This window comes from Streptomyces sp. NPDC050617, assembly GCF_040654795.1.
GTDB lineage: Bacteria > Actinomycetota > Actinomycetes > Streptomycetales > Streptomycetaceae > Streptomyces.
Genome location: NZ_JBFAIS010000041.1, coordinates 24,736 through 50,531 on the forward strand (window position 1 = coordinate 24,736; position 25,796 = coordinate 50,531).

Sequence of the window (25,796 nt, forward strand, 5' to 3'; positions counted from 1 at the left end):
GCCGCCGCGTCCGGTTCCGTGCGGATGGTGACAGCTCACGATTCAGTCTTTAGGGTGCCTGAATATGGATATGCACACTGTGGTGGTGGGGGCCTCCGGTACGACGGCTCAGGACGTGATCGACGTGGCGCGCGGCGCGGCGCGGATCGAGGTTGCGGACGAGGCGCTGGCCGCCGTCGCCGCCGCCCGCCGGGTCATCGACGACCTCGCGGCCAAGCCCGACCCCGTCTACGGCGTCTCGACCGGCTTCGGGGCGCTGGCCGTCCGGCACATCAGCCCCGACCTGCGCGCCCAGCTCCAGCGCAACATCGTCCGCTCGCACGCCGCCGGCATGGGGCCGCGCGTCGAGCGCGAGGTCGTGCGGGCCCTGATGTTCCTGCGGCTGAAGACCGTCGCCTCCGGCCGTACGGGCGTACGCCCCCTGGTCGTCGAGACGATGGCCGCGATCCTCAACGCCGGGATCACGCCCGTGGTGCACGAGTACGGCTCGCTCGGCTGCTCCGGCGACCTCGCGCCGCTCTCGCACTGCGCGCTGACGCTCATGGGCGAGGGCGAGGCGGAGGGCCCCGACGGCACGGTGCGGCCCGCCGCCGAACTCCTCGCCGAGCACGGCATCGCCCCCGTCGAACTGCGCGAGAAGGAGGGGCTCGCGCTGCTCAACGGGACCGACGGCATGCTCGGCATGCTGGTGATGGCCTGCGCGGACCTGGCGCGGCTGTTCACCTCCGCGGACATCACCGCGGCGCTCTCCATGGAGGCCCTGCTCGGCACCGACAAGGTGCTCGCCGCCGAGCTGCACGCCATCCGCCCGCACCCCGGCCAGGCCGCCTCGGCCGCCAACATGTCGGCGGTGCTGGCCGGTTCGGGGCTGATCGGCCATCAGCAGGACGACGCGCCGCGCGTCCAGGACGCGTACTCGATCCGCTGCGCCCCGCAGGTCGCGGGCGCCGGCCGGGACACCCTCGACCACGCCCGGCTCGTCGCCGACCGCGAACTCGCCGCCGCCGTCGACAACCCGGTGGTCCTGCCCGACGGCCGCGTCGAGTCCAACGGCAACTTCCACGGCGCGCCCGTCGCGTACGTACTGGACTTCCTCGCCGTCGCCGCCGCCGACCTCGGCTCGATCGCCGAACGCCGCACCGACCGGCTGCTGGACAAGAACCGCTCGCACGGCCTGCCGCCGTTCCTCGCGGACGACGCGGGCGTGGACTCCGGCCTGATGATCGCTCAGTACACGCAGGCGGCCCTGGTCAGCGAGTTGAAGCGGCTGGCCGTTCCGGCGTCCGTGGACTCCATCCCGTCCTCCGCGATGCAGGAGGACCACGTCTCCATGGGCTGGTCGGCCGCGCGCAAACTCCGTACGGCGGTGGACAATCTCGCCCGGATCATCGCCGTGGAGCTCGTCGCCGCCACCCGCGCCATCGAGCTGCGCACGGGCCTCACCCCCGCGCCCGCGACGCGCGCCGTGCTGGAGGCCGTACGGGCGGCGGGGGTCGAGGGCCCCGGAGCGGATCGTTTCCTCGCGCCGGACCTGGCGGCCGCGCACGAGTTCGTACGGTCCGGGAAGCTCACGGAGGCGGCCGAGACGGTGACGGGGCCGCTGGCGTAACGCGCGAAAACGGACTACGGGCCGGGGGCCCGTAGTCCGTTCGGCGCGGCTGGGGTGTGCCTGGTGCCTGGTGCCTGGTCAGCAGCCGTCCGACAGGCGCGTACGACGGACGGCGGCGGTGACCAGCGCGCCCCCGAGGCCGAGGAAGCCGATCCCGCCGACCAGATACGGGGTGGTGTCGACGCTGCCGGTGTCGGCGAGGGCCAGATCGCCGCTCGCCTGTTTCATGGCGGCGGGCTCGGCGGCCGTCGCGGGTCCGGCGGCGTCGAGCGAGGTCTTCGAATCGGAGGCGGGGACGCTGGTGGTGGAGCGGTGGCTGTGCTGGGTGGGGGTGGTGTGCTCGGCCGTCGCCTTGGCGGACGGTACGAACCACAACGCGCACAGCAGCGTGCCCGCGGCAGCGGCGGTCAGCAGCGGACGGCGTGCGGTCACGGAAATGAATCTCCCTTGAGATGGCGGCGATTGGGGAGGCGAGCCTCCGATGGTAGTGATACCCGCGGGTCGTTTGGAAGTCGCGGTTCCGCCTGCCCTTACGCTCCGGGCATGAGCACAGATGAGTCATCACGGTTTGTACGACTTCGGGTCGAGCTGGTGCTGGAGGTCAACGACTCCGGCAAGCTGACCGCGGCCGCCCTCGACCGCGTCGACGGCGACGGATCGCTCCACGACGACGAGCGCGGGCACGCCCGCGCCTCGGTCTCCTCCGACGCGGCGGAGGCGCTGGCCTATCTCGTCGACCCGGTCGACGTGGTCAGGGAGGTGCCGGGGGTCGAGCTGACCCAGGCGTCGTGGAGCAGCGAGCAGATCGACTACGACCCCGAGTCGAGGGAGTGGGCGCTCGACGACGAGGACGACTGAGGACGGGGACGGCTGAGGACGGGGACGGCTGAGGACGGCTGAGAGGACGACCAGGGCCGGCCCGGACGGTCGGCCGTCCAGCCGCGCGGGATGAACGGCTGGACGGACGGGCGACTGGACGGCTGGACGGTTGGACGAATCACTGCATGGTGAGATCTGGGAGGGGAAGAGGATTATTCGGGGAGAAATCCTCTTCCTTCGCCCGTAGAGCGCCTATATCAGGCCCCCGGCTCCGCTGGTTGCGGAGCCGGGGCTTTCGTTTGAGTGGGCTTCCCCACACTTTCGCGACGAATGGAACCGCTGAATCGGTGAAGGCGTTCTCTACTGGGTGACCGCAAAGCGGGCGTGCCCCTCGATGCGGATCGGGGACGTTGGGGATCAGCAGTAATGGAGAAGCGTGTGATGACGTACGGCAAGCGCCGTAAGGGCCTCGTGGCCGCGGCCGCTGTGCTCGGCGGCGTACTGACCCTCGCCGCTTGTGGCGGGGGAGACGACAAGGGCGGTGACGCGGGTCACGGCAAGTCGCAGAGCAAGGTCGACGAGGCCGCGGCCAAGGACGCCTCCAAGGCGAAGATCAAGATCGCGTCGAAGAACGGCTCCTCCAGCGCGAGCATCAACACCGGCGGCAAGGTCACCGTCTCCGACGGCAAGCTGACCAAGGTCACCATGACCACGGAGAAGGGCGAGCCGGTCGAGGGGTCCATATCCTCCGACGGCTCCTCCTGGACGCCCAAGAAGGCGCTGGAGCGGCAGACCACGTACAAGATCGCCGCCGAGGCCCAGGACTCCGACGGCCGCAAGGCCACCGAGAACTCGTCCTTCACGACGGTCGCCCCGTCCAACAGCTTCATCGGCACGTACACCCCGGACGAAGGCTCCACCGTCGGCGTCGGCATGCCCGTGTCGATCAACTTCGACAAGCCGATCAAGGACAAGAAGGCCGTCCAGTCGCACATCACGGTCAACTCCACCAGCGGCCAGAAGGTCGTCGGCCACTGGTTCGGCAACCAGCGCCTCGACTTCCGCCCGCAGGAGTACTGGAAGGCCGGCTCGACCGTCACCATGAAGATGGACCTCGACAAGGTCGAGTCCGCGCCGGGCGTCCAGGGCGTCCAGCAGAAGACGGTCTCCTTCAAGATCGGCCGCTCGCAGGTCTCCACGGTCGACGCGCGGTCCCACCAGATGACGGTGGTCCGGGACGGCAAGACCATCAAGACCATCCCGATCTCGGCGGGCTCGCCCGACCACACCACGTACAACGGCCAGATGGTGATCTCCGAGAAGTTCAAGGAGACCCGGATGAACGGCGACACGGTCGGCTTCGGCGGTGAGTACGACATCAAGGACGTGCCGCACGCGATGCGCCTGTCCAACTCGGGCACGTTCATCCACGGCAACTACTGGGGCCACGGCATCTTCGGCACGGCCAACACCAGCCACGGCTGCGTCGGCCTCCAGGACGCCCAGGGCGGCAACGACTCCTCGACCCCCGGCTCCTGGTTCTTCTCGAACTCCATGGTCGGCGACGTGGTGACGGTCAAGGGCTCCGACGACAAGCTGGTCCAGCCGGACAACGGCCTCAACGGCTGGAACATGAGCTGGGACAACTGGGTGGCGGGCAGCGCCACGGGCGCCTGATCCCGTCCCGCTGATTTCTCCGCCGAGCGGCGGCCCGCACGACTTCGTGCGGGCCGCCGCTCTGTGGTTGGTGGTGGTGGAGTGGTGTGCGGCGGTGGAGGGGCCCAGGGCCGTCAGCGCGGCTCGCGCCACATCGGCCACACCACCGGGCCGCCGTCCGGCAGCTCGACCCCGGCGGCCCCGCCGCGTATCGCGAAGCCGAACCGCTCGTAGTAGCCGATATTGGCCTCCTTCGACGCCTCCAGATACGCCGGAACGCCGTCCGCGTCGCACGTCGCCAGCCGCGAGCGCAGCAGCGCCGCGCCGTACCCGCCGCCCCGCAACGCCGGGTCGGCGCCCAGCACCCCCAGGTACCAGTGGGGCGTGTCCGGGACGTGCTCGCGCAGCCGCCGGTAGGCGCTGACCAGCCGGTCCAGCCGGTCGCCGATCAGCTCCACCATCCGCAGCCCCATCGCCTGCTCGGTCTGCTCCGACAACTCGGGCGAGCCCGGCGGCGTCCACAGGGCGGCAGCGGCCACCGGGCCGGAGCCCCCGCCGCTCAGGCCCTCGTCCGGCCTCGCCACCTCGCAGGCGCCGTAGGGCCCGTACTGGAATTCCAGCAGCGTCCCGAAGAACGCGGCGAGGCACTCGATACGGGCCTGCTCGTCCGGGAACTCGGTCTCCGGGAAGAACCAGCCCATGACCGGATCGGCGGCGAAGGCGCCGGCGAGGACCGCGGTGATCTGAAAGGCGTCGCCGTCGGCGACGGGGTGTGTGGTCGGCATGCGGTCAGCCTACGAGCGGCCCCGGGCCCCGCCGCTTCGGGGCTGTGCGGGGGGCTGCTTCGTGGCGGCCTCCGGGCGGCGGCGTGCGGGCGGCGGTGTCCGGGCGGCGGTGTCCGGGCGGCGTCCGACCCGGCCGGCCCGCACGGGAGAATAGGGGTCTACGCGAACGACCAGAGACGAGCGGGGCACAGCACGTGAGCAAGCGCGGCAGCGGCAGCGGTGGCGGCGGGCGGGAGCGGCAGGAGGCGGCCGAGCTGCTGGAGACCGTACGGGACGCGCTGCGCGGCCTCGCCGCCGTCCCCGAGGACGGCCTCGACGACGCGCTCGACGCCGCCGCCTCCACGCTGGCCGCCGCGCCCGCCGGGCCGCGGGCCGTGAGCCGGGCGCTGCTGGGTGCCGCCGAGGAGCTCGTACGCCGCGCCTGGGAGTACGGCTGGCAGCCCGCGGACGTCGTCCGGCTGATGCGGCGCGAGCCGGACGCCGCGACCGGCCGGTTCGTCTGCGACGCCATCGCCGCCGAGGCGCGCCGCTATCCGCCGCGGTCGCTCGACGCCCGCTGGTCTGAGCAGCTGGCGGCGGTGGGGGCGGCGACGGTCTGGTGGGACGGCGACGGCGACGACCGTGACGGCGACGACAGTGACTGCGACGGTGGCGGTGACGGGAGTTATCTGGAGAGCCTCGCGGGGCGGGAGCGGCTGAGCCGTTTCGAGACGGTCGCGGGCGTGCTCGGAGCGCTGCGGCGGATCGCCCGGCTGCCCCGGATCACACCGGTCGGACCCCCGCCGGGGACCGCCGCCCGGCCCCGGCCCATACCGGCTCCGGACGGCGCCGCCGCGGGGCCGCGGCTGCTCGGCAGGGTCAGGGCGCTGCTGGCGAAGGCGGAGTCGACGGAGTTCGCGGAGGAGGCGGAGGCGCTCTCCGCGAAGGCCCAGGAGCTGATGGCGCGGCACTCGATCGACGCGGCGCTGCTGGCCGCGGAGGCGGCGGGTTCGGGGCTTCCGGGGGATGCGGCAGAGGGGCCGGACGCCTGCCGGATCGGGGTCGAGGGCCCGTACGAGCCGGCGAAGGCGCTGCTGCTCGACGCGGTCGCCGAGGCCAATCACTGCCGTGCGGTCTGGTCGGCCGAGTTCGACTTCTCCACGGTCGTCGGCTTCGCGTCGGACCTCGAACTCGTCGAGCTGATGTACGCCTCGCTGCTCGTCCAGGCCACCGCCGCCATGCGCCGGGCCGGCGACGAACACCACGCGCGGGGCCGCTCGCGCCGTACGCGCGACTTCCGGGAGTCCTTCCTCATCGCCTACGCGGGCCGCATCCGCGACCGGTTGGTCACCGCCGCCGAGGAAGTCGCCGCGGAGGAGCCGAGCGAGGCCCTGCCGGTCCTCGCCGCCCGCGACGTGGCCGTGGGCGAGAGCGCCGAACGCCTCTTCCCGGCCACGACGTCCCATCGCCTCAAGGGCCGGGACGCCGAGGGCTGGGCGCACGGCAGGGCGGCGGCGGACGCGGCGGTGCTGCGCCGGAGGTAGGCCGCGGTCGGGGCATCGCGTGGCGCTCTGCCCGCAGCCGCCGCAGGTTCGCCCGATCCGTCGGCGGCGGAGATCGGCGGCGGAGATCGGCGGCGGAGAAGAGGAACCGCCAGGCTGGGCGCGGGAGCCCGAGGAAGATAGTCGCCGCCCTGTGGATGTCCGCTCGCGGCTGCCTGGCCCGCTGACGGGCCGCCTCGGCTCGCCCTTGTTCGCCCCGGCCGGCTCCCGGCCCGCCCAAGAGGTGCCCCCTCGCCGGCCGGAGAGGCTGCGGACGGCCCCGCGTTACCCGCCCACCGCGGCCTTCACCGCCGCCGCCACCCGCCCCGCCCCGTCCTCGGCATCGACCGCGAGCGCCGCCCGCGCGGCCCCGGCCCGGTACGAGGCGTCCGTCACCGCCGAGCGCAAGGCGTCCGCGAGGCGGTCCGCGGTCAGCTCCGTGAAGGGGATCGGCGCCGTGGCAGCGCCCAGTGACGTCAAGCGTCGCGCCCAGAACGGCTGGTCGGCCATGACCGGCACGGGAACCGCCGGCACCCCGGCCCGCAGCCCCGCGGCCGCCGTGCCCGCGCCGCTGTGGTGCACGACCGCCGCCATCCGCGGGAAGAGCGGGGCGTGCGGCACGTCCCCGACCGTCAGCACGTCGTCGCCATGGGCGGCGGCGGACGACGCGGAGAGGCCCGCAGCGCCCGCCTGGAGGACGCCCCGGAGCCCGGCCGCGCGCAGCGCCTGTACGGCCAGGCCGGACAGCCGCTCGCCGTCGCCGCCCGCCATGCTGCCGAAGCCGATGAACACCGGCGGCGGGCCCGCCCCGATGAAGTCGGCGACTTCCGCCGGGAGCCGGGCCCCGGCCGGGTGGTGGGGCCACCAGTTGCCGACGACCTCCAAGCCCTCCCGCCAGTCCGCCGGGCGCGGCACGAGGGTCTCGCTGAAACCGTGCAGAATCCGCCACCCCGCCGCCTCCTGGCGGCGGCGCATCGCGCCCGGCGGGACGGCGGGCAGGCCCAGGCGGTCGCGGAGGTCGCGTGCCGCCGCCGCGTGCAGACGGTCGACCACGCGCAAGGAGACCCGGCCGGCGGCCCGATTTCCCCAGCGGCCTAGGGAGCGGGTGCCGCCGACGACAGGGGGGAAGCAGCCGGTGGGCGCCACCGGTTGCAGATACACGCCCAGGGAGGGGATTCCCGACGCCTCCGCCGCGTGCCATCCCAGCGGGGCCGTCGTGGTGGACAGGAGCAGCAGATCCGCGCCTTGCGCGACGGCGTCCGCGATGCCTCGGCCCAGTTCCTGGATGAAGGCGGACGCCTTGCGCAGCAGGGATTTGGAACCGCCTTCGGTATCTCTGCCGTTCGCCGCGCCGCCGCCGCCGTCCTCCGAACCCTCGCCGCCCCTGCCCCCGCGTCCACTGTCCGATCCCCCGCCGTTCGGATCGGCCGGCAGCGACCGGAACTCCAGCCCGCTCGCCCGTACCAGCGGCTCGTACGTACCGTGCGTCGCGAGCGCCACCTCGTACCCGGCCTCGCGCAGGCGCGCCCCGACGCCCGTGTACGGCGCGACGTCGCCCCGCGATCCGGCGGCCAAGATGAGCACCTTCATGGTTCAGGCCCCCCGTCCGGCGTTGGCGTGGACGGCCGCGCGCAGGAACCGGTCCAGGCCGGGCCGCTGTTCGGAGGCCGGCACGACGAGGGCGAAGGCGCGGGCGTCCGCCACGTAGTCGTCGGCGATGCGGCAGTGCATCTCGGGCGGGCAGGGCGTGAACCACCGGCCGATGTGCAGGCGGTGCTCCTCGGCGAGTTCCATGACCGGGTCGCCGTCGGGCGCCGCGCCCGCGTCGAAGGCGGCGAGCAGCCGCTCGCGCCACGCGGCGGCCTCGGCCATCAGCTGCCGCCAGTCCTCCTTGGTGTGCGCGGCGGCGCGGGCGATCGACTCCTGGTGGCCCGCGCTGTGCCCCCATTTGAGGTGCGCGTCCGTGGCGTAGCTGAGGTCGGGGGCGACCTCGCCGAACACCTCGAACCGCTCCTCGGGCGTCAGCTCGACGCCCGTACGCCGGACCTCCATGGCGCGCTCGGCGATCTTGACGAGCCGCTGGAGTCCGGCGATCTGCTCGTTCAGCAGCCGGTGCCGGGAGCGCAGCCGGTCGAGGACGTCGTCCTGCGGTCCGGCCAGGACGGCGCCGGTCTCCTCCAGGGAGAAGCCCAGCTCCCGGTAGAAGAGGATCTGCTGGAGCCGCGCCAGGTCCGCGTCGCTGTAGAGCCGGTACCCGGCGGCGCTGCGGTCGCTCGGGGTCAGCAGCCCGGCCTTGTCGTAGTGGTGCAGGGTGCGGACCGTCACCCCCGCGAAGCCGGCTGCCTGCCCGACCGAATAACTCATGGGATCGCCTTTCGTCGCAGCCCAGGCTGCGGCCTGACGTGGGGTGAGGGTCAAGCGGAGGCGCCGGAGGGCGGGGCGCCCGGATTGGCTTCAGCCGGATTGGCTTCAGCCGGGTTCGCTTTCACCGGGTGCGAAGTACTGCCCCGGCGGTACGCCCACGCTGCGCCGGAAGGCCGCGACGAAGGCGCTCGGGGACCCGTACCCGACGCGGTGGGCGACGGAGGCGACCGTCGCGCCCGCCGCGAGCAGCGGCATCGCGGCCTGTAGCCGCAGCTGGGTGCGCCACTGCCCGTACGTCATGCCCGTATCGGTCACGAAGGCCCGCGCCAGGGTCCGCCCGCTCGCCCCCACGACCTGGCCCCACTCGGCCAGCGAGCGTCCGTCGGCGGGGTCGGCGACGAGGGCGCGCGCGACGCGCCGGGCGCGGGGCTCGTCGGGCATCGGGGCCCGTACGGTCGCCACGGACACCGGCCTGAGCTGGTCGAGGACGACGCGTTCCGCGCGGCCGCGGGCGGCGGCGTCGAGGCCGTCCTCGGCGAGGTGGCAGATCAGCTCGCGCAGCAGCGCCGATACGGCCACGACCTGCGGCGACTCCCAGCGGACCGGGCAGCGTTCGGGCCAGAAGTACAGGCTGCGCAGCAGGGCGGCGCGGACCGCGCCGGTGGAGTGCGTGGTGCCGGCCGGTATCCACAGCGCCATGGACGCCGGCAGCACCCACGTGGCGTCGGAGGTCCGTACGGCGCAGACGCCGCTGCGCGCCCAGGCGAGCTGGTGCGCGCCGTGCTGATGGCGCTCGAACCACTGGCCGTCGCTCATCGCGAAACTGCCGACGACGATGGCGCTCCCGCCCGGCGGCACCAACTGTCCTTCTCGCGACATGAGTTGTCACTCCACCCCGTATTCGGCTCCGTACCGGCTCCCTAGCCTGGTCACATGCCCATGAACCTCATTCACCGCCGCGTATGCAACTCCGACAGGTGGGCCCGCGCCGTCGAGGACCAGCTGCTGCCCTGGGCCCTGGAGGGTGTCGAGTTCGGCTCCGAGACCCTGGAGATCGGTCCGGGGTACGGCGCCACCACCCACGTTCTGCTGCGTCTCGCCGAGCGCCTGACCATTCTGGAGGTCGACCGCGACTCGGCGAAGCGGCTGGTCGACCGGTACGGGGACCGGGCCGAGGTCGTCCACGGCGACGGGGCCGACATGCCGCTGCCCGACGGGCGGTTCGACTCGGTCGTCTGCTTCACGATGCTCCACCACGTGCCGTCGCCGGCGCTCCAGGACCGCCTCTTCGCGGAGGCCCGGCGGGTGCTGCGGCCGGGCGGGGTCTTCGCGGGGTGCGACGCGCTGGGCGGGTGGCGGTTCCGGATGATCCATATCCGGGACACGTGCGTGGTCGTCCCGGTGGAGACCCTGGCCGCCCGGCTGCGGGCGGCGGGCTTCGACGAGCCGGAGATCACGACGGGTGTCGGGAGCTTCCGGTTCCGGGCGCGGCGGTCTTGAGCGTGCCGTGTTTCGCGTGCGGTGTTTAGCGTGCCGCGTGCCGCGTGCCGCGTGCCGTGCGCCACGAGCCGCGAGCCGTGCTTGAGCGGCGGGCGGTGGGGCGAGGCGCAGTGGGCCCGACGGGGGAGGCCCACTGCGTCATTGTTCGTACCATGACAAAAATCATGGGATCGGCCTTGTTTTCTCCAGGGGGCCGTGTCGCAATGGGCCATCGTCGCTGACTGCCCGTCAGATGTGTCCGCCACAAGGGGAGATGTGCGCCCCGAGGCGGCGGCGGTGCGGCCCCTCATGCCCACTCATGCGGTGCGCCCGCAGCCCGCGCGGCGGCGGCCGGCGACGTCAGCCCGTACACCCCACATGGAGGCGGGACCCCATGAGACACGCCATACGCAACAGACACGTCGGGTACGGCATCGGCACGGCCCTCGGCGTCAGCGCGCTGGCCATCGGCGCGCTGGTGACCGCTCCGGCCGCGAGCGCGGTGACGGCGGACACGGCCACGATCTCGTTCGAGTGCGGAGCGTTCGGCTCCGGCTCGGCGAAGCTCACCGCCGCCCACAGCGGGACGAACGCGACCATCAGCCTGTCCACCAAGGCCATCACGTCGCCCATCGACCTCGGGGCGAACTCCGTCAAATCCACCCTCACCATGACCAACCACGGCTCCGGCGCCAAGACCTTCACCGGCAACTCCAACCCGGCCATCCCGGCCGGCGCCGAAGTCTCCACCGGCCCCCTGAAGGGCAAGGTCGCGGCCGGCGACAGCCTGGAGGCCAAGACCCTGAAGGTAGTGGTCCTCGGCGTCACCGCCACCTGCAACGCCACGTCGACCCAGTCGCCGGGGCCCTTCGAGTTCTGACCTTCGGACCCGGCCCGGCCTTCGGACGCGCCCCGATCTTCGGATGAGGCCAGACCTCCGGACGTAGCAGCGCCCCCGCGACTCACGTCGTCGCGGGGGCGTCAGCGTCTCGGGCGTCGGGCTCAGGTGGCCGGTTCGGGTGTCGGACCCGGGCGACCGGCTCAGACAACCGGGGCAGACGCCCGGCTCAGACGATCGGCTCAGGCGTCGGCCTCAGGCGTCCGGAGCGGAAGCCCCCGCCACGCCGACTGGGCAGGAGACCCCCGTGCCGCCGATGCCGCAGTAGCCCGCAGGATTCTTGTCCAGGTACTGCTGGTGTTCCGGTTCGGCCGGGTAGAAGGGGCGGCCGTCGGCGGGGAGGATTTCCGTGGTGATGGGGGCGGGGTGGCCCGAGGCGGTGAGGGCCGCCTGGTAGGCCGTGCGGGAGGATTCCGCCTCGGCGGCCTGGGCCGGGGTGTGGGTGTAGACCGCCGAGCGGTACTGCGTGCCGGTGTCGTTGCCCTGGCGGAAGCCCTGCGTCGGGTCGTGCGACTCCCAGAAGATCTTCAGCAGCGCCGCGTACGACGTCACCGCCGGGTCGTAGACCACGCGGACCGCCTCCGTGTGGCCCGTCATGCCGCTGCACACCTCGTAGTACGACGGGTTCGGCGTGTGTCCGCCCTGGTAGCCGACCAGGGTCGTCCACACCCCCGGCGCCTGCCAGAACTTGCGTTCCGCACCCCAGAAGCAGCCGAGGCCGAAGTCCGCCGTCTCCAGGCCCTCCGGGTACGGGCCGGTCAGCGGCGTGTCCAGGACCGTGTGCCGGCCGGTCAGGGTGAAGGCCGGTTCGGGGCGGCCCTTGAGCGCCTCCTCCGGCGTGGGGAGGTGGTTCTTGTTGCGGTGGAACAGCATGGAGGCTCCTCTGGACCGGACAGGCGGGCTCTGTGGGAACAACGCTTCGGCTCGTGGAGGCATTCCGGCGCCCCCGCGGGGGTCAGCTCCGCGGCGGCAGCGTCGCCGGGCTGCCGCCCTGCGCCTCCCAGCCCGCCACCGCCAGCGCCCGGTACGTCGCGTACTCCGCCGCCGGGCTCGCCCCGTACGACCACGGGACCGCGCCCACATGCCCGTCGACCCGCCGCAGCTGCTCCATCGCCTCCCCATAACGCTCCGCACGGACGAGGAACCACACCAGCAAATGGCGTACGTGCGGTAGTACCGGATGGTCGGAGGGGGACTGCTGGACGGCGTAGAGCGCCCCGTCGATCGCCCGCGACACCACCGCACCGCGGTACAGGCCGCGCACCAGGTTGACGTCCGGAAGGTGGTCGTGGACCGCGAACAGCGGCAGCGCCGGCAGCAGCGTCTTCTCCGGCGCGGACCCCGCCGCCCGCTCCGCGAAGGCGTCGGCCTGCTCCGCCGAGCCGTGCCACGCCGCGCTCCAGTAGCGCAGCGCCACCAGGTGCGCCCCCATGTGGTGCGGCGCGCGCGCCATCACCGTCTCCCATACGGACTGGAACTCGGCCTCGGTCGCCCCCAGCCCCCGCGCGACGCCCAGCTCGACGATGTACGGGACCGGGTCGCCGGGCGCCAGCAGCGCCGCCTCGCCGCAGACCGTACGGGCCTCCTCCAGGATCATGCGGTAGTCCTGCGAGGACGGGTCCCGCAGCGCCTGCTGGAGCAGGAACTGCGCCTGCACCGCCGCGCCGCCCGGGTCCTTCGGGGCCACCACCCGCCAGTGGCGCAGCCACATGCCGCCCGTGCCGGGCGCCTCGGCCAGCTCCATCGCCGCCGCGCCCGCGAGCGTCTGGACCCGCTGCCAGCGCAGCTCGCCCGCCGTGTCCGTACCGGCCAGGAGCCGCGCCGCCGGCTGCCAGTCCTGCGTGCGGCGGGCCTCGTCGAGCGCGGCGAGCAGCTCCGGGTCCGGGCCGGGCAGCCGCACGTCGAGCTGGGGCGTCGGCACGAACCCGTACGCCCCCTCGGGGTCGGTCGCGAGCCGTGCGCCCTGTACGGCCTGCTGTCCGGCACGCCTGCGGCGCATCGCGGGGACCGCGACGACCCCGCAGATCATGACGAGGGCGATCAGGATGAACAGAAACTCCATGGGGCGTCCCGTTGGGTGGTCGTAGGCGGAGGGGCGTCGTCGTAGGGCGGGCTGATAGCTGGTATGTAGCTGATGTGCGGGGGCGGAATCGTTCAACGGACGAAGGCGGCGGATCGTTCATCCCCCGGTGACAAGTGAACAGGAGTGTTCCGGGATGCGGGGTACTACCCTCGGGTCAATGAGCGACAAGCACTCACAGCCGCACCCGGTCCAGAGCTTCGAAACCCTCGCGATCCACGCCGGGCAGGAGGCCGACCCGCTGACCGGCGCGGTCGTTCCGCCCATCTACCAAGTCTCCACCTATAAGCAAGACGGTGTGGGAGGACTGCGCGGCGGCTATGAGTACAGCCGCAGTGCCAACCCCACCCGCACCGCGCTGGAGGAGAACCTGGCGGCGCTGGAGGGCGGCAGCCGCGGCCTCGCCTTCGCCTCCGGGCTCGCGGCCGAGGACTGCCTGCTGCGCACCCTGCTGACCCCCGGCGACCACGTCGTCATCCCGAACGACGCGTACGGCGGCACGTTCCGCCTCTTCTCCAAGGTCGTCGAGCGCTGGGGCGTCGAGTGGTCCGTCGCCGACACCTCGGACCCGGCCGCCGTACGGGCCGAGATCCGCCCCCGTACGAAGGTCGTCTGGGTCGAGACGCCCTCCAACCCGCTGCTCGGCATCACCGACATCGCCGCCGTCGCCGACGTCGCGCGCACGGCCGGGGCCCGGCTCGTCGTCGACAACACCTTCGCCAGCCCCTACCTCCAGCAGCCGCTCGCGCTCGGCGCGGACATCGTCGTGCACTCCACGACGAAGTACATGGGCGGCCACTCGGACGTCGTCGGCGGCGCCCTGATCACCTCCGACACCGCCCTCGCCGACGAGCTGGCCTTCCACCAGAACGCCATGGGCTCCATCTCCGGCCCCTTCGACTCCTGGCTGACCCTGCGCGGCATCAAGACCCTCGCCGTCCGCATGGACCGGCACAGCGCCAACGCCTCGCGCATCGCCGAACTGCTCGTCTCGCACCCCAAGGTCACCCAGGTCTACTACCCGGGGCTGGCGGACCACCCCGGCCACGAGACCGCCGCCAAACAGATGCGCGCCTTCGGCGGCATGGTGTCCTTCCGGGTCGCGGGCGGCGAGGAGGCGGCCGTCGAGGTGTGCAACCGCGCCGAGCTGTTCACCCTCGGGGAGTCGCTCGGCGGCGTCGAGTCGCTGATCGAGCACCCCGGCCGGATGACGCACGCCTCCACCGCGGGCTCCGCCCTGGAGGTCCCCGCCGACCTGGTGCGCCTCTCCGTGGGCATCGAGTCCGCGGACGACCTGCTCGCCGACCTCACCCGCGCGCTGGGCTGAGGCGGGAACGCACGGAACGCGAAGGGCCCCGGTTCGTACGAGCCGGGGCCCTTCGCCGTATGGCGCCGGGGGCGTGCCGACGCGCTCACCCCCTCCGAAGGCCGACGCGCTCACCACCCCTCCAGAGGGGGCGCGGTGTCCGACGGCGGCGCCACCCACGGCTGTACGAGCGCGGCCCACACGCAGAACGCCACCACGGCCACCGCCAGCAGCACCCATCCCAGCCGCCGCAGCGCCCGGCGGCGGCGCAGCAGCCTGTGGCCGCGCTCGGCGGCCTGCTGGGCCAGCTCCGGGCGGACCACCGGATGCGGGGTGTCCAGCATCCGGCGGACCTCGTCCTCCTTGCGGTCGTGGACGCTCACGGGGCGGCCATCTCGGCCCGCCGGCCGGGCACGGGGGCGGTGCTGCGCAGCGCGGCGACGGCTCGGGTGCACAGGACCCGCACGCGCTCCACGGGGAGGCCCAGCTGGGCCGCGGTCTGCTCCTCGGCCACGCCCTCGTACAGCCGCAGGACGAGGACCAGGCGCTCCTGCCGGGAGAGCCGCCCCAGCACGCCGGTACGGGCGGGCCGGCGGTGCCAGGCGGCGTGCGCGAAGCGGGCGGCCAGCTCCTGGCGGGTGCGGTCGTACGGGTCCTCGCCGCGCAGCCGGTCCCAGTCCGCGTACGTACGGGCCAGCGCGGCCACGAGAAGCCGCTCGGCGGCCTCGCGGTGCGGCTCCTCCTCGCCGGTCAGCAGCGCGGCGGCGTGCAGCAGCCGGCCGCCCGCGCCCCCGACGAATGCCTCGAACTCCCGGGCGCGGCGGCGTTCCCGTGCCGCTTGCCGCTCTCCCACCGTGCCTCCCGTGCCCTCAAGCACACGGCAGGCCGCGCACCGGGTCAAGAGGCCGGACGGGGCGGTCCGGGGGCCGGGTCAGGAGGCCGGCGGCTCCTGGGGGAGCGCGGTGTGGATGACGGACAGCGAGGCGTTGAACCGGGTGAGCAGCGTGGTGAAGGCGTTCCGCTCCTCCTCGGTCCACTCGTCCGTCACGATCGCCATCAGCTCGCGCCGGGAGGTGCGCACCTCCTCCAGCCGCGCGAGGCCGCGCGGCGAGAGCTGGAGGACGACGGCGCGGCCGTCCTCGGGGTGCGAGGTCCGCTTGACCAGGCCGGAGTCGACGAGCGGCGCCACCTGACGGGTGACCGTCGAGGAGTCGATGCCCATGCCCGCGGCGAGCGCCTTGACGCCCATCGGACCTTCCTGGTCGAGCCGGTTGAGCAGCAGATAGGCGGCGCGGTCCATGGAGTTGCGGGCCTGGCCGACGCCGCCCAGGCGGGTCTGTTCCGCCCGGCGCGCGAAGACGGCCACTTGGTGCTGGAGCGCGTCGAGGACGACGGGGTCGATGGCCGCGGTGGTCTCTGACCCGGGGGTCGCGCCCCGGGTCGCAGCGGTTGTCGTCATGTCCGAAGGGGTGGGCATGGCCGGAGGCTCACTTCGTGCGGTGGGCTGAGGATGGGGGACACAGTACGCGGCCGACGGGCCGCCCGTACCAGCGCTGCGCAAACCAATGGTTACGCACGGGCCGCAGCGGTCGCAGGAGGGGCGAGCTGCGAGACTTGCGGCCATGGCCCTACAAGTTGGTGACGAGGACGGCCCCGAGGGGGCCCAGCTGCCCGCGATCTCCCTGGACGATGTGCGCAGTGCGCAGAAGATGCTCTCAGGGGTGTCGCGGTCCACCGCGCTGGAGGGCAGCCGTTATCTGTCCGGTCTGGTCGGCGCCCCCGTGCACCTCAAGTGCGAGAACCTGCAGCGCACCGGGTCCTTCAAGGTGCGCGGCGCGTACGTGCGGATCGCCGGGCTCAGTCCCGCGGAGCGGGCGGCGGGCGTCGTCGCCGCGAGCGCGGGCAACCACGCGCAGGGGGTGGCCCTGGCCGCGTCCCTGCTGGGGGTCGGCTCGACGGTCTTCATGCCGCAGGGCGCGCCGCTGCCGAAGGTCGCCGCGACCCGCGAGTACGGGGCCGAGGTGCGGCTGCAGGGGCAGGTCGTGGACGAGACGCTGGAGGCCGCGCAGGAGTACGCGCGGCGGACCGGGGCCGTCTTCATCCACCCCTTCGACCACCCCGACATCATCGCGGGGCAGGGCACGGTGGGGCTGGAGATCCTGGAGCAGTGCCCCGAGGTGCGGACCATCGTGGTCGGCATCGGCGGCGGGGGGCTCGCCGCGGGCATCGCGGTGGCCGTCAAGGCGCTGCGGCCGGACGTACGGGTCGTGGGGGTGCAGGCGGCGGGCGCCGCCGCGTACCCGCCGTCGCTGGCGGCCGGGCGCCCGGTGTCGATCGAGGCGCCGACGACGATGGCGGACGGCATAAAGGTGGGGCGTCCGGGCGACGTCCCGTTCAAAATCATTGGCGATCTCGTGGACGAGGTCCGTACCGTTTCCGAGGACGAGCTGTCCAGCGCGCTGCTGCTCTGCCTGGAGCGGGCGAAGCTCGTCGTGGAGCCGGCCGGGGCGAGCCCGGTGGCCGCGCTGCTGTCGGCGCCGAAGGTCTTCGAGGGGCCCGTGGTCGCCGTGTTGTCGGGGGGCAATGTGGACCCGTTGCTGATGCAGCGGACGCTGCGGCACGGCATGGCCGCCGCCGGCCGGTATCTCTCGCTGCGACTGCGTCTGACGGACCGTCCAGGAGCCCTGGCGGCGCTTCTGGACGTGTTGTCAGTGGTGGACGCTAACGTCCTCGATGTGAGCCACGTTCGGACCGATCCCCGGCTCGGGCTCGCGGAGGCGGAGGTGGAGCTGCACTTGGAGACCAAGGGGCCGGAGCACTGCGTCGAGGTGGGCACGGCCCTGCGCGAGGCGGGCTACACCGTCCGGGCGTGAGGATCGCGTATGCGCGTCGTAGGTGTCCGCGGCGGGCGTCCGCGGGTGTCGCAGAGCATCTGCGGGCGTCCGCAAGCACCTGCGGGCATCCGCGAGCATCTGCGGGCGTCCGCGAGCACCTGCGGCAGGTGCTCGCGACATAGGGATATCGCGATGTATCGCGTCTGGGGTATGGTCCGGGAGGTGTCGGTTTGATGGCGGCCTTACGGTGGACAAAAGCCGCAAGGTGCGTCAATTCCGGCGAACCATAAATTCATCGTGGAACCATCCCAAAAACGGGGGTAAATCCATGCCAGGCGCCATTTACGCCGAGGGTCTCGTGAAGACCTTCGGCGACGTGAGGGCACTGGACGGCGTCGATCTCGACGTCCCGGAAGGAACGGTGCTCGGAATGCTCGGCCCGAACGGGGCCGGGAAGACCACGGCGGTGCGGGTGCTCACCACCCTGCTCAAGCCCGACCGGGGCAAGGCCGAGGTCGCCGGCATCGACGTCCTGCGGAAACCCAACGAGGTCCGCCGCTCGATCGGACTCTCCGGCCAGTTCGCGGCGGTCGACGAGTACCTGACCGGCCGCGAGAACCTCCAGATGGTCGGCCAGCTCTACCAGATGAGCGGACGCGACTCGAAGGCGCGGGCCGTGGAGCTGCTGGAGCGATTCAACCTCGCCGACGCCGCCGACCGGCCCGCCAAGACGTACTCCGGCGGCATGCGCCGCCGCCTCGACCTCGCCGCCGCCCTGGTCGTCAGCCCGCCCGTGATGTTCATGGACGAGCCGACCACCGGCCTGGACCCGCGCAACCGGCAGCAGCTGTGGGAGGTCATCCGGGAGCTGGTGGCGGGCGGCACGACGCTGCTGCTCACCACGCAGTATCTGGAGGAGGCCGACCACCTCGCGCACGACATCGCGGTCATCGACCACGGCCGGGTCATCGCCCGCGGCACCTCCGACCAGCTCAAGGCCCGTACGGGCGGCGAGCGCGTCGAGCTGGTGGTGCACGAGCGCGAGCGCATCGCCGCGGCCCAGGAGGTCCTGCGGGGCTTCGGCAAGGGCGAGGCCACGGTCGAGGAGCACATCCGCAAGGTCACCGTCCCCGTCACCGGCGGCGCCAAGCTGCTCGCCGAGGTGATCCGGGAGCTGGACTCGCGCGGCATCGAGATCGACGACATCGGGCTGCGCCGCCCGACCCTGGACGACGTGTTCATCTCCCTCACGGGCCACGCGGCCGAGGCCGACGGCGAGACGGCGGCCGATGACGGCGCCGACCCGGACGCCAAGGGGCCCAAGGGGTCCAAGAAGACCAGGAGCGCCAAGGGAGCCAAGGGAGTCAAGGGAGCCGACGTGAAGGAGGGCGCCAAGTGAGCACCGTCAGCGACGTCCCGGCCCGCGCCGCGATCCCGCAGCCCCGCGGCGGCGTCACCCAGTCCGTCCGCGACTCCCTGGTCGTGGCCAAGCGCAATCTGATCCGGATGCTGCGCATCCCGGAGATGGTGATATTCGGGCTGATCCAGCCGATCATGTTCGTGGTGCTGTTCAGCTACGTCTTCGGCGGCTCGATCAGCCTCGGCGGCAACACGGACCCGACGATGTACCGCCAGTTCCTGATGGCCGGCATCTTCGCGCAGACCGTCACGTTCGCCACGGCGGGCGCCGGCGCGGGCATCGCCGACGACATGCACAAGGGGCTCATCGACCGGTTCCGCTCGCTGCCCATGGCCCGCGGCGCGGTCCTCACCGGCCGTACGCTCGCGGACCTGGTGCAGACCGCGCTGACCCTGGTGGTGCTGGCGGTCGTCGCCGTGATCGTCGGCTGGCGCATCCACGCGGGCTTCCCGAAGGCGCTGGCCGGCTTCGCCCTGCTGCTCCTGCTCGGGTACGCCTTCTCGTGGATCGGCGCGCTGATCGGGCTGTCCGTACGCACCCCGGAGGCCGCCACCTCGGGCGGGCTGATCTGGCTCTTCCCGCTGACGTTCATCTCGAACGCCTTCGTGCCCGCCGACAACATGCCGATGGTGCTGCGGAACATCGCGGAGTGGAACCCGTTCAGCGCCACCGTGCAGGCGGCCCGCCATCTGTTCGGCAATCTGCCGCCGGACTATCCGGTGGCCGCGGCCTGGCCGATGCAGCACCCGGTCTGGGCGTCGCTGATCTGGTCGGTCGTGATCATCGTGATCTTCCGGACGCTCGCAGTCCGCAAGTACCGCTCGGCCACGGCCTGAGGCTCATGGCCTGTGGCTTACGGCCCGGGGCCCATGGCCTGGGGCTCAAGCCCTCAGGTCCGAGCCCACGTCGGACGCGTACGGCACGTGGGGCCCGTACAAGCGCTCGGGGCCGTACGAGCACTCGGGCCCGTACAAGCGGCTCGGCCCGGACCTCCGCGGAGGTCCGGGCCGAGCGCTGTGTGCTGTCGGGTCAGCCCTGGTAGGGCTTGGCGGCGAGGATCTTCACCGTGGCCGTGCGACCGTTCGGCAGCTCGTACTCCGCGTCGTCGCCGACCTTCTTGCCGTTGACCCCGGTGCCCAGCGGGGACTGCGGGGAGTAGGTCTCGATGTCCGCGCTCGCGTATTCGCGCGACGCCAGCAGGAAGGTCAGCGTGTCGTCGGGGTCGCCGTCGAAGGCGATGGTGACGGTCATGCCGGGCTCGACGATGCCGTCGTCCGCCGGGGCCTCGCCGACCTTCGCCTGCTGGAGGAGCTGGGTCAACTGGCGGACCCGGAGCTCCTGCTTGCCCTGCTCCTCCTTGGCCGCGTGGTACCCGCCGTTCTCGCGCAGGTCACCCTCTTCACGGGCCGCCGCGATCTTCGCGGTGACCTCGGTGCGAGCGGGACCAGACAGGTACTCCAGCTCGGCCTTGAGCTGGTCGTACGCCTCCTGAGTCAGCCAGGTGACGTTGTCGCTGGTCTGGGTCACAGGTGCTCCTCGTCGGTACTGGGAATACAAATGAACGCCCTACTCAGAAGGGTGCGCCTTCAAAGGTGGGCGAAACCACGAGCCTAACAATTCCGGGCGGAAAGGGGGAGGAGGAAAGCCATACGAAACGCGTCAGCGCAGGTCAACGGGGGGCCCGCCGGAACGTCACCCGCTCGTGGCGGCCTTGCAGCCGACCAGCTCCGAGGCGGTCGCGAGGCCGGTGGTGCGGATCTTGACGAGCGTCGTCAGATGGTCCTCGCGCTCGTTCAGGGTGACGTCCTTGCGGCCGACCTCGGCCTGGTTCTTGTCGAGCGCGCGCACCGTGCACACGGCCGTCTCGTCCCGGTCCTTGCGGACCTCCAGGACGGCCTGCGCGGAGTCGTCGGAGACGATCTTGGAGCGGATCAGCTCGCCGGTGACGTCCGCCGAGGAGATGTGGTGGACGCCGAACCAGATGACGACGCCGACCAGGGCCGCGCCCAGCACCGCGCCGATCACCTTCAGCTTCCGGTCGGCACGCTGGTCGGCCGTCCGGCCGTAGCGCCCGGCGGGCAGCTCCTCGCGCACCGCGCTCATGATCGTCCTCCTGGTTGTGGAACCCGGAATGAATCGGGCCCCGCTTCGGTCACTATAGGAGGCATCTCTTTTGACCAGTGACTGAGGATCGAGCCTTGACTGAGCAGCTTCGATTGATGGCCGTGCACGCCCACCCCGACGACGAGTCGAGCAAGGGCGCGGCCACCATGGCCAAGTATGTGTCCGAGGGGGTGGACGTGCTGGTGGCCACCTGCACGGGCGGAGAACGCGGCTCCATCCTCAACCCCAAGCTCCAGGGCGACCCCTACATCGAGGAGCACATCCACGAGGTGCGCGCCAAGGAGATGGACGAGGCGCGCGACATCCTCGGCGTCCGGCAGGAGTGGCTGGGCTTCGTCGACTCCGGACTGCCCGAGGGTGACCCGCTGCCGCCGCTGCCCGAGGGCTGCTTCGCGCTCCAGGACGTCGACGAGGCCGCCGGCGAGCTCGTCCGCCTGATCCGTACGTTCAAGCCGCACGTGATGACCACGTACGACGAGAACGGCGGCTACCCGCACCCCGACCACATCATGACCCACAAGATCTCGATGGCGGCGTTCGAGCGGGCCGGCGACCCCTCCTACTACCCGGAGGCCGGCGAGCCCTGGCAGCCGCTGAAGCTCTACTACAACCAGGGCTTCAACCGGGAGCGCACCGTCGCCCTGCACGAGGCGCTCCTCGCCCGCGGCCTCGACTCGCCGTACGGGCAGTGGCTGGAGCGCTGGAAGGAGTTCGGGCAGCGCGAGCGGACCCTGACCACGTACATCCCGTGCGCCGACTTCTTCGAGATCCGGGACAAGGCGCTCATCGCACACGCCACCCAGATCGACCCCGACGGCGGCTGGTTCCGCGTCCCCATGGACCTCCAGAAGGAGGTCTGGCCCACCGAGGAGTACGAGCTCGCGCAGTCGCGGGTGCCGACATCCCTCCCCGAGGACGACCTCTTCGCGGGTATCCGCAACAATTGAGTCCATGATGAGCGCGACAGCTTCCCTGGCCGTCACCCACTTGGTGCCGCTCGCCGCCAGTGACCTGGACAAGAACAAGGTCACCCCCGGCATCCTCGGCTTCATCGTCTTCGCCCTCATCGGCGGAGCCGTATGGCTGCTGATGAAGAGCATGAACAAGCACATGAGGAAGGTGGACTTCGACGAGCCCGCAGGAAGCGGGCCCGCGAAGCCCGCCGAGCGCGGAACCACCGACTCCGCGTCCGCCGAAGGCGATGCCCCGAAGGGCGGCGCGGCGAAGGGCGGCACCGCCAAGCGCGAGGCCGCGGCCCCTGCCAAGGGCGCGCAGAACGCCAAGGGCGCGAAGGGCGTCTCCCCCGCCTGACGAACGGCGGGGCGTCCCCCTCCCAGCCGACGACCGGTAGCCGCGGCGGCTGAGCGATCGCGGTGGCGGACGGGAGACGCCTGCCGTTGGCGCATGGCGCGTGGCGCGTGGCGCGTGGCGCACGGCGCACGGCGCGTGGCGCATGGCAGGGGTGGGGGAGCGGGCCCGCCCGCCCCCCACCGGGGCACCGGGGCGATCCCGCTACCGCGGCAGCACCGCCATCACCTCGCGGGCCCGGCGGCTCGGTACCATGCCGAGCCGCCACGCCTGCCAACCCGTCTCCGGCTCGACGCCGCGCTCCAGCACCAGCGCGAACGATTCCGCGCAGTCCTCCAGCGACGGATCGCCGACCCAATCCGCGCCCCGCAGGTCCTCCCGCAACCGCGCCAGCTCCTCCTGGGCCACCGCCACGCCGACCACCGAGCCGCCCGGCGACGCGAACGGCAGCAGCGTGCAGCGCAGGAACCGCGCCCAGCTCTCCCCGCGCCGGTCCCCGTAGCCCGCGAAGAGCCCCGTCGCCTCCTCCACCAGCTCCAGCGCCTGCGACGCCCGGCCGTTGCCGCCGTCGATCACCGCCAGCTCCAGGCACGACCACCCCTCGCCGTGCGGCACCCCCAGCCGGTGGAAGTCCTGCCGGGCGTCCTGCAGCAGCTGCCGCGCGAACCCGCTGTTGCGCAGCGAACCCGTCTTCGCCGCCCGCTGGTCACGGGTCACCCGCGCGCAGTGGTGCCGGGCGCACGCCAGCCCGTACACGTCCCGCATCCGGCTGAACATATTGCGCGCCCGTTCCAGCGCCCGTACCGCCGCGTCCTGATCACCCCGCTCCTCCAGCGACTGCCCCAGGTAGTACAGCGTCCACGCCTCGCCGCGAGCGTCCTCGTTCTCCCGGTGCCGGGACTGCGCCTGGCGCAGCTGGTCGACGGCCGCCGCGAAGTCGCCCGCCACCAGCCGGGCCCGGCCCAGCTGCGTCAGCGCCCACGAGGCGCCCCGGCCGTCCTGCGTCCGCCCGTACTGGTCGAGGGCCTCGCGGAACTCCTCCTCCGCCGGGCCCACCTCGCCCATCCGCAGCCGCACCTGGCCGAGCTGGAAGTGCGCCCATGCCTGGCCGTGCACGCTCTCGCTCTCGCGGTGCAGCTCCAGCGCCTCGTGCAGCATCCCCAGGGCTTCGGCTATTCGGGCCCGGTCGCGCTCGACCGCCGCCAGCGCGTGCAGTGTCCACGCCCGGTCGCCTCGCAGCTCCTGGGTGCTCTGGAGATCGAGCGCCTCGCGCAGCTTCGCCGCGGCCTCCTCCAGATTGCCCTGGTGCTGCAAGGTGATGCCCAGATCGCGCAGCGCGCGGGCCGCGCCCGCCGGGTGGTGGGCGTCGAAGTACAGGTCCACCACCGAGGACAGCGTGGTGCGGGACTTGTCCAGCTCGCCGAGCTGACGGGCGGCGACACCCGTGCGCCACTGCACCGAGCGCACCAGCAGCCCGCGGTCCGTGGCCTGCGTCAGCTCGCTCAGCTCGCCCAGCCGGTACAGATCGCCGCGCAGCAGGCAGTAGTCGCACAACGCGCCCAGCAGATGCAGCACCACCGACTGGTCCACGCCCTCCGCGTGCCGCAGCGCGGCCGTGATGAAGCTGGACTCGTCGTCCAGCCAGCGCAGCGCCGCGTCCAGCGACGTGAAGCCGTGCGACCCGAACTGGTCCGCGCGCGTAGACGTCTTGCCGTCCACCAGCCGTATGACGGAGTCGGCCAGCTCCGCGTAGCTGCGGATCAGCCGCTCCTGGGCGGCGATGCGCTCACCCTCCTCCTCGTCGTCGCGCAGCCGGGCGAGCGCGAAGTCCCGCACCAGGTCGTGCACCCGGTACCGGCCGCCGCGTACGTGCTCGATCAGCCCCGCGCGGGCCAGCGCCGTCAGCTGCCGGCCCGCTTCCTGCTCCCCGGCGCCGAGCAGCGCCGCCGCGGCGGCGGGCCCCAGCGAAGCCCGCCCCGCCAGCGCCAGCCGACGCAGCAGCCGCTGCGCGTCCTCCGGCTGGTCGGTGTAGCGCAGCCACAGGGCCCGCTCCACCGTGCCGACCGGGCCGTACGCGTCCAGCTCGGCGGCCAGCGTCTGCGGGGAGCGCGGCCCGAGCGAGGAGCCCGCGATCCGCAGCGCCAGCGGCAGGCCCCCGCACAGCTCCCGTATCCGCGCCATCGACTTCTCGTCGTACGGGCCCGGCAGCGGCTCCTGGGCCGCCGCGCCCAGCAGCTCCTCGGCCCCCGCCTCGTCCAACGCCCCGACCGGCATTTCGTGCACCCAGGCGACCAGGTCCGACGGGAGCTCCAGCGGCGCGGCCGAGGTGACCAGCACCAGGCTCTCGGACCGCTCGGGGATCAGCGTACGGACCTGGTCGACGTCCGCGGCGTCGTCCAGGACCACGGTGACCGGCAGCCCCGTCAGGTGCTGGTCGTAGAGCTCCGTCAACCGTTTGACGTGCTGGTCCTGCGAGGACCGCTCCCTGAACAGCAGTTGGTCGCGGGGCGCGCCGAGCCGGTTCAGGAGATGCATCAGCGCGTCGCGGGTCGGCACCGGCGGCTCGCCCGGCGCGCCGCCCCCCTCCGCCGCGCTCTCGCCGCGCAGGTCCACCACGCACGCGCCGCGGAACTGGTCCCGCAAGTGATGCGCCGCCCGCACCGCGAGCGCCGTCCGCCCGCTGCCCGGCGGCCCGTGCAGCAGCACGACCGTGGGCTTGGTCTCCGTACTGGCCCGCGCCTGGTGCACCCACTGCGAGATCTGCGTGAGCTGGGCCCGGCGCCCCGCGAACGGCCCGTCGGACTCCGGCAGATGCTGGAAGGACTGCTCCAGCACGCTGCGCCGCCGGGCCGCCGCGCTGCGGTCGTTGCCGCGCAGCTTGGGCACGCGCGGCGGCGCGGCCGCCGGCTGCGGCGCGGTGCCGGCGCTGCGCCGCGTCGCCGCGGACACCATCCGGTGCTGGTCCAGGAAGGGCCGGATGCCCCGCACTTCGACGGCCGTGAGCCACTGGAGCCGCAACTGCTCGGTCCCGCCCGGCTGCCCGCGCATCCCGGCCCGCCGGTGCGCGGCCGGCCAGTGCCCCGCCGTCAGCTTGACGAGCGTCGCCGCCGCCCCGGCCACCGCGACGGTCGCCCCCGCGCCGAACGCCGTGCCCGCCGAGGTGCCGTACCCGAGATCCGCACCGAAGGCCGCCGCCGCGGCCACGATCGTCACCAGCACCGGCGTGCCCAGCGCACCCCGCGACAGCCGCGCGGACAACGGCCGTTGCGTGGCCTCCGCCTCGTCCAGGGCGCGCACATACGCGCCGTACTCCTCGGCGGCCTTCGCCGCCATGTCCGCCAACTCGGCACGCCCCCGCGCGAGCAGCACCGCCGCGTCGGTCCGCCCGCCCGACCGGCGCACCTCCTCCTCGACCGCCCGCGTCAACAGGCCGTCGACCTCTGCCCGATGGCTGTCCCGCAGGGCTACCACTGAGCCCGGCATACGCTCTCCTCCCGAAGGTGACCGTTCAGATCTTCGGTTTCTTTCCCTCAAGTCTTCCGTCTCCACGGGAAATACGGCAGCCCTGTGGATAACTCAACGTGGTGAGGGTGC

25 protein-coding genes are annotated in these 25,796 nt (G+C 72.7%); 12 read left to right on the forward strand and 13 right to left on the reverse strand.

Annotation, left to right across the window (positions count from 1 at the left end):
• Nucleotides 1-64: 64 nt before the first annotated feature.
• Nucleotides 65-1,609 carry a histidine ammonia-lyase gene (gene hutH, locus AB0I49_RS35165; protein WP_363231276.1) on the forward strand — a complete coding sequence of 515 codons (1,545 nt, stop codon included), beginning with the start codon at nucleotides 65-67 and terminating at the stop codon, nucleotides 1,607-1,609.
• Nucleotides 1,610-1,687: 78 nt separating this feature from the next.
• Here hutH and AB0I49_RS35170 read toward each other — a convergent pair whose 3' ends face one another.
• Nucleotides 1,688-2,041, reverse strand: coding sequence for a hypothetical protein (locus tag AB0I49_RS35170; RefSeq protein WP_363231277.1), 354 nt, complete (start codon nucleotides 2,039-2,041; stop codon nucleotides 1,688-1,690).
• A gap of 111 nt (nucleotides 2,042-2,152) precedes the next feature.
• Between AB0I49_RS35170 and AB0I49_RS35175 the strand changes: the two genes are divergently transcribed.
• Entirely contained in the window at nucleotides 2,153-2,467 is a 315-nt protein-coding gene (locus AB0I49_RS35175) for a hypothetical protein (protein WP_363231278.1), read from the forward strand.
• 387 nt (nucleotides 2,468-2,854) lie between these two features.
• Nucleotides 2,855-4,105 carry an Ig-like domain-containing protein gene (locus tag AB0I49_RS35180; protein WP_363231279.1) on the forward strand — a complete coding sequence of 417 codons (1,251 nt, stop codon included), beginning with the start codon at nucleotides 2,855-2,857 and terminating at the stop codon, nucleotides 4,103-4,105.
• A 113-nt stretch (nucleotides 4,106-4,218) separates the two neighbouring features.
• Here the strand turns inward: AB0I49_RS35180 and AB0I49_RS35185 are convergent, their stop codons facing one another.
• On the reverse strand, nucleotides 4,219-4,869 hold the full coding sequence (locus AB0I49_RS35185; RefSeq protein ID WP_363231280.1) for a GNAT family N-acetyltransferase: 651 nt from the start codon (nucleotides 4,867-4,869) through the stop codon (nucleotides 4,219-4,221).
• Nucleotides 4,870-5,063: 194 nt separating this feature from the next.
• Here AB0I49_RS35185 and AB0I49_RS35190 point away from each other — a divergent pair, with 194 nt between their 5' ends.
• Nucleotides 5,064-6,392: a DUF2786 domain-containing protein gene (locus tag AB0I49_RS35190; RefSeq protein WP_363231281.1), complete on the forward strand. Its 1,329-nt coding sequence runs from the start codon at nucleotides 5,064-5,066 to the stop codon at nucleotides 6,390-6,392.
• 282 nt (nucleotides 6,393-6,674) lie between these two features.
• Here the strand turns inward: AB0I49_RS35190 and AB0I49_RS35195 are convergent, their stop codons facing one another.
• The 3 genes from AB0I49_RS35195 to AB0I49_RS35205 form a co-directional block, all read right to left on the reverse strand.
• Nucleotides 6,675-7,979 (reverse strand): glycosyltransferase, encoded by a 1,305-nt coding sequence (locus AB0I49_RS35195; RefSeq protein ID WP_363231282.1) that lies wholly within the window; start codon nucleotides 7,977-7,979, stop codon nucleotides 6,675-6,677.
• A 3-nt stretch (nucleotides 7,980-7,982) separates the two neighbouring features.
• Nucleotides 7,983-8,753, reverse strand: coding sequence for a MerR family transcriptional regulator (locus tag AB0I49_RS35200; RefSeq protein WP_363231283.1), 771 nt, complete (start codon nucleotides 8,751-8,753; stop codon nucleotides 7,983-7,985).
• A 105-nt stretch (nucleotides 8,754-8,858) separates the two neighbouring features.
• Nucleotides 8,859-9,632 (reverse strand): helix-turn-helix transcriptional regulator, encoded by a 774-nt coding sequence (locus AB0I49_RS35205; protein ID WP_363231284.1) that lies wholly within the window; start codon nucleotides 9,630-9,632, stop codon nucleotides 8,859-8,861.
• Between the two features lie 54 nt (nucleotides 9,633-9,686).
• Between AB0I49_RS35205 and AB0I49_RS35210 the strand changes: the two genes are divergently transcribed.
• Entirely contained in the window at nucleotides 9,687-10,253 is a 567-nt protein-coding gene (locus AB0I49_RS35210) for a class I SAM-dependent methyltransferase (protein ID WP_363231285.1), read from the forward strand.
• A 373-nt stretch (nucleotides 10,254-10,626) separates the two neighbouring features.
• Nucleotides 10,627-11,112 (forward strand): hypothetical protein, encoded by a 486-nt coding sequence (locus tag AB0I49_RS35215; RefSeq protein WP_363231286.1) that lies wholly within the window; start codon nucleotides 10,627-10,629, stop codon nucleotides 11,110-11,112.
• A 213-nt stretch (nucleotides 11,113-11,325) separates the two neighbouring features.
• Here AB0I49_RS35215 and msrA read toward each other — a convergent pair whose 3' ends face one another.
• A complete protein-coding gene (msrA, locus tag AB0I49_RS35220; protein WP_363231287.1) occupies nucleotides 11,326-12,003 on the reverse strand; it encodes a peptide-methionine (S)-S-oxide reductase MsrA in 678 nt (225 codons plus the stop codon).
• Nucleotides 12,004-12,085: 82 nt separating this feature from the next.
• On the reverse strand, nucleotides 12,086-13,192 hold the full coding sequence (locus AB0I49_RS35225; protein WP_363231288.1) for a hypothetical protein: 1,107 nt from the start codon (nucleotides 13,190-13,192) through the stop codon (nucleotides 12,086-12,088).
• 178 nt (nucleotides 13,193-13,370) lie between these two features.
• Here AB0I49_RS35225 and AB0I49_RS35230 point away from each other — a divergent pair, with 178 nt between their 5' ends.
• Nucleotides 13,371-14,537 carry a cystathionine gamma-synthase gene (locus tag AB0I49_RS35230; protein WP_363231289.1) on the forward strand — a complete coding sequence of 389 codons (1,167 nt, stop codon included), beginning with the start codon at nucleotides 13,371-13,373 and terminating at the stop codon, nucleotides 14,535-14,537.
• A gap of 110 nt (nucleotides 14,538-14,647) precedes the next feature.
• Here AB0I49_RS35230 and AB0I49_RS35235 read toward each other — a convergent pair whose 3' ends face one another.
• From AB0I49_RS35235 to AB0I49_RS35245, 3 genes are all read right to left on the reverse strand, one after another.
• Nucleotides 14,648-14,899 (reverse strand): hypothetical protein, encoded by a 252-nt coding sequence (locus AB0I49_RS35235; RefSeq protein ID WP_363231290.1) that lies wholly within the window; start codon nucleotides 14,897-14,899, stop codon nucleotides 14,648-14,650.
• Nucleotides 14,896-15,369 carry a sigma factor-like helix-turn-helix DNA-binding protein gene (locus tag AB0I49_RS35240; RefSeq protein ID WP_363231291.1) on the reverse strand — a complete coding sequence of 158 codons (474 nt, stop codon included), beginning with the start codon at nucleotides 15,367-15,369 and terminating at the stop codon, nucleotides 14,896-14,898. The genes AB0I49_RS35235 and AB0I49_RS35240 overlap by 4 nt, the downstream gene beginning before the upstream one ends.
• Nucleotides 15,370-15,447: 78 nt before the next feature.
• Nucleotides 15,448-15,975 (reverse strand): MarR family transcriptional regulator, encoded by a 528-nt coding sequence (locus tag AB0I49_RS35245; RefSeq protein ID WP_363231292.1) that lies wholly within the window; start codon nucleotides 15,973-15,975, stop codon nucleotides 15,448-15,450.
• 163 nt (nucleotides 15,976-16,138) lie between these two features.
• Between AB0I49_RS35245 and ilvA the strand changes: the two genes are divergently transcribed.
• The 3 genes from ilvA to AB0I49_RS35260 all read left to right on the forward strand — a co-directional run bounded on the left by ilvA (nucleotide 16,139) and on the right by AB0I49_RS35260 (nucleotide 19,606).
• Nucleotides 16,139-17,389, forward strand: coding sequence for a threonine ammonia-lyase (gene ilvA / locus AB0I49_RS35250; RefSeq protein WP_363231293.1), 1,251 nt, complete (start codon nucleotides 16,139-16,141; stop codon nucleotides 17,387-17,389).
• Between the two features lie 289 nt (nucleotides 17,390-17,678).
• Nucleotides 17,679-18,749: an ATP-binding cassette domain-containing protein gene (locus AB0I49_RS35255; protein ID WP_363231294.1), complete on the forward strand. Its 1,071-nt coding sequence runs from the start codon at nucleotides 17,679-17,681 to the stop codon at nucleotides 18,747-18,749.
• Nucleotides 18,746-19,606, forward strand: a complete 861-nt coding sequence (locus AB0I49_RS35260) for an ABC transporter permease (protein WP_363231295.1) — start codon at nucleotides 18,746-18,748, stop codon at nucleotides 19,604-19,606. Before AB0I49_RS35255 ends, AB0I49_RS35260 begins: the two co-directional genes overlap by 4 nt.
• Nucleotides 19,607-19,799: 193 nt before the next feature.
• Here the strand turns inward: AB0I49_RS35260 and greA are convergent, their stop codons facing one another.
• Both greA and AB0I49_RS35270 read right to left on the reverse strand, forming a co-directional pair.
• Nucleotides 19,800-20,297, reverse strand: a complete 498-nt coding sequence (gene greA / locus AB0I49_RS35265) for a transcription elongation factor GreA (protein WP_363231296.1) — start codon at nucleotides 20,295-20,297, stop codon at nucleotides 19,800-19,802.
• Between the two features lie 165 nt (nucleotides 20,298-20,462).
• Entirely contained in the window at nucleotides 20,463-20,873 is a 411-nt protein-coding gene (locus AB0I49_RS35270) for a DUF4307 domain-containing protein (protein ID WP_363231297.1), read from the reverse strand.
• Nucleotides 20,874-20,968: 95 nt separating this feature from the next.
• Between AB0I49_RS35270 and mca the strand changes: the two genes are divergently transcribed.
• Both mca and AB0I49_RS35280 read left to right on the forward strand, forming a co-directional pair.
• A complete protein-coding gene (mca, locus tag AB0I49_RS35275) occupies nucleotides 20,969-21,841 on the forward strand; it encodes a mycothiol conjugate amidase Mca (RefSeq protein ID WP_363231298.1) in 873 nt (290 codons plus the stop codon).
• 4 nt (nucleotides 21,842-21,845) lie between these two features.
• Nucleotides 21,846-22,205 (forward strand): hypothetical protein, encoded by a 360-nt coding sequence (locus AB0I49_RS35280; RefSeq protein ID WP_363231299.1) that lies wholly within the window; start codon nucleotides 21,846-21,848, stop codon nucleotides 22,203-22,205.
• A 201-nt stretch (nucleotides 22,206-22,406) separates the two neighbouring features.
• On the opposite strand, the gene AB0I49_RS35285 is transcribed toward AB0I49_RS35280, so the two are convergent.
• Nucleotides 22,407-25,685 carry a tetratricopeptide repeat protein gene (locus tag AB0I49_RS35285; RefSeq protein WP_363231300.1) on the reverse strand — a complete coding sequence of 1,093 codons (3,279 nt, stop codon included), beginning with the start codon at nucleotides 25,683-25,685 and terminating at the stop codon, nucleotides 22,407-22,409.
• Nucleotides 25,686-25,796 lie beyond the last annotated feature (111 nt).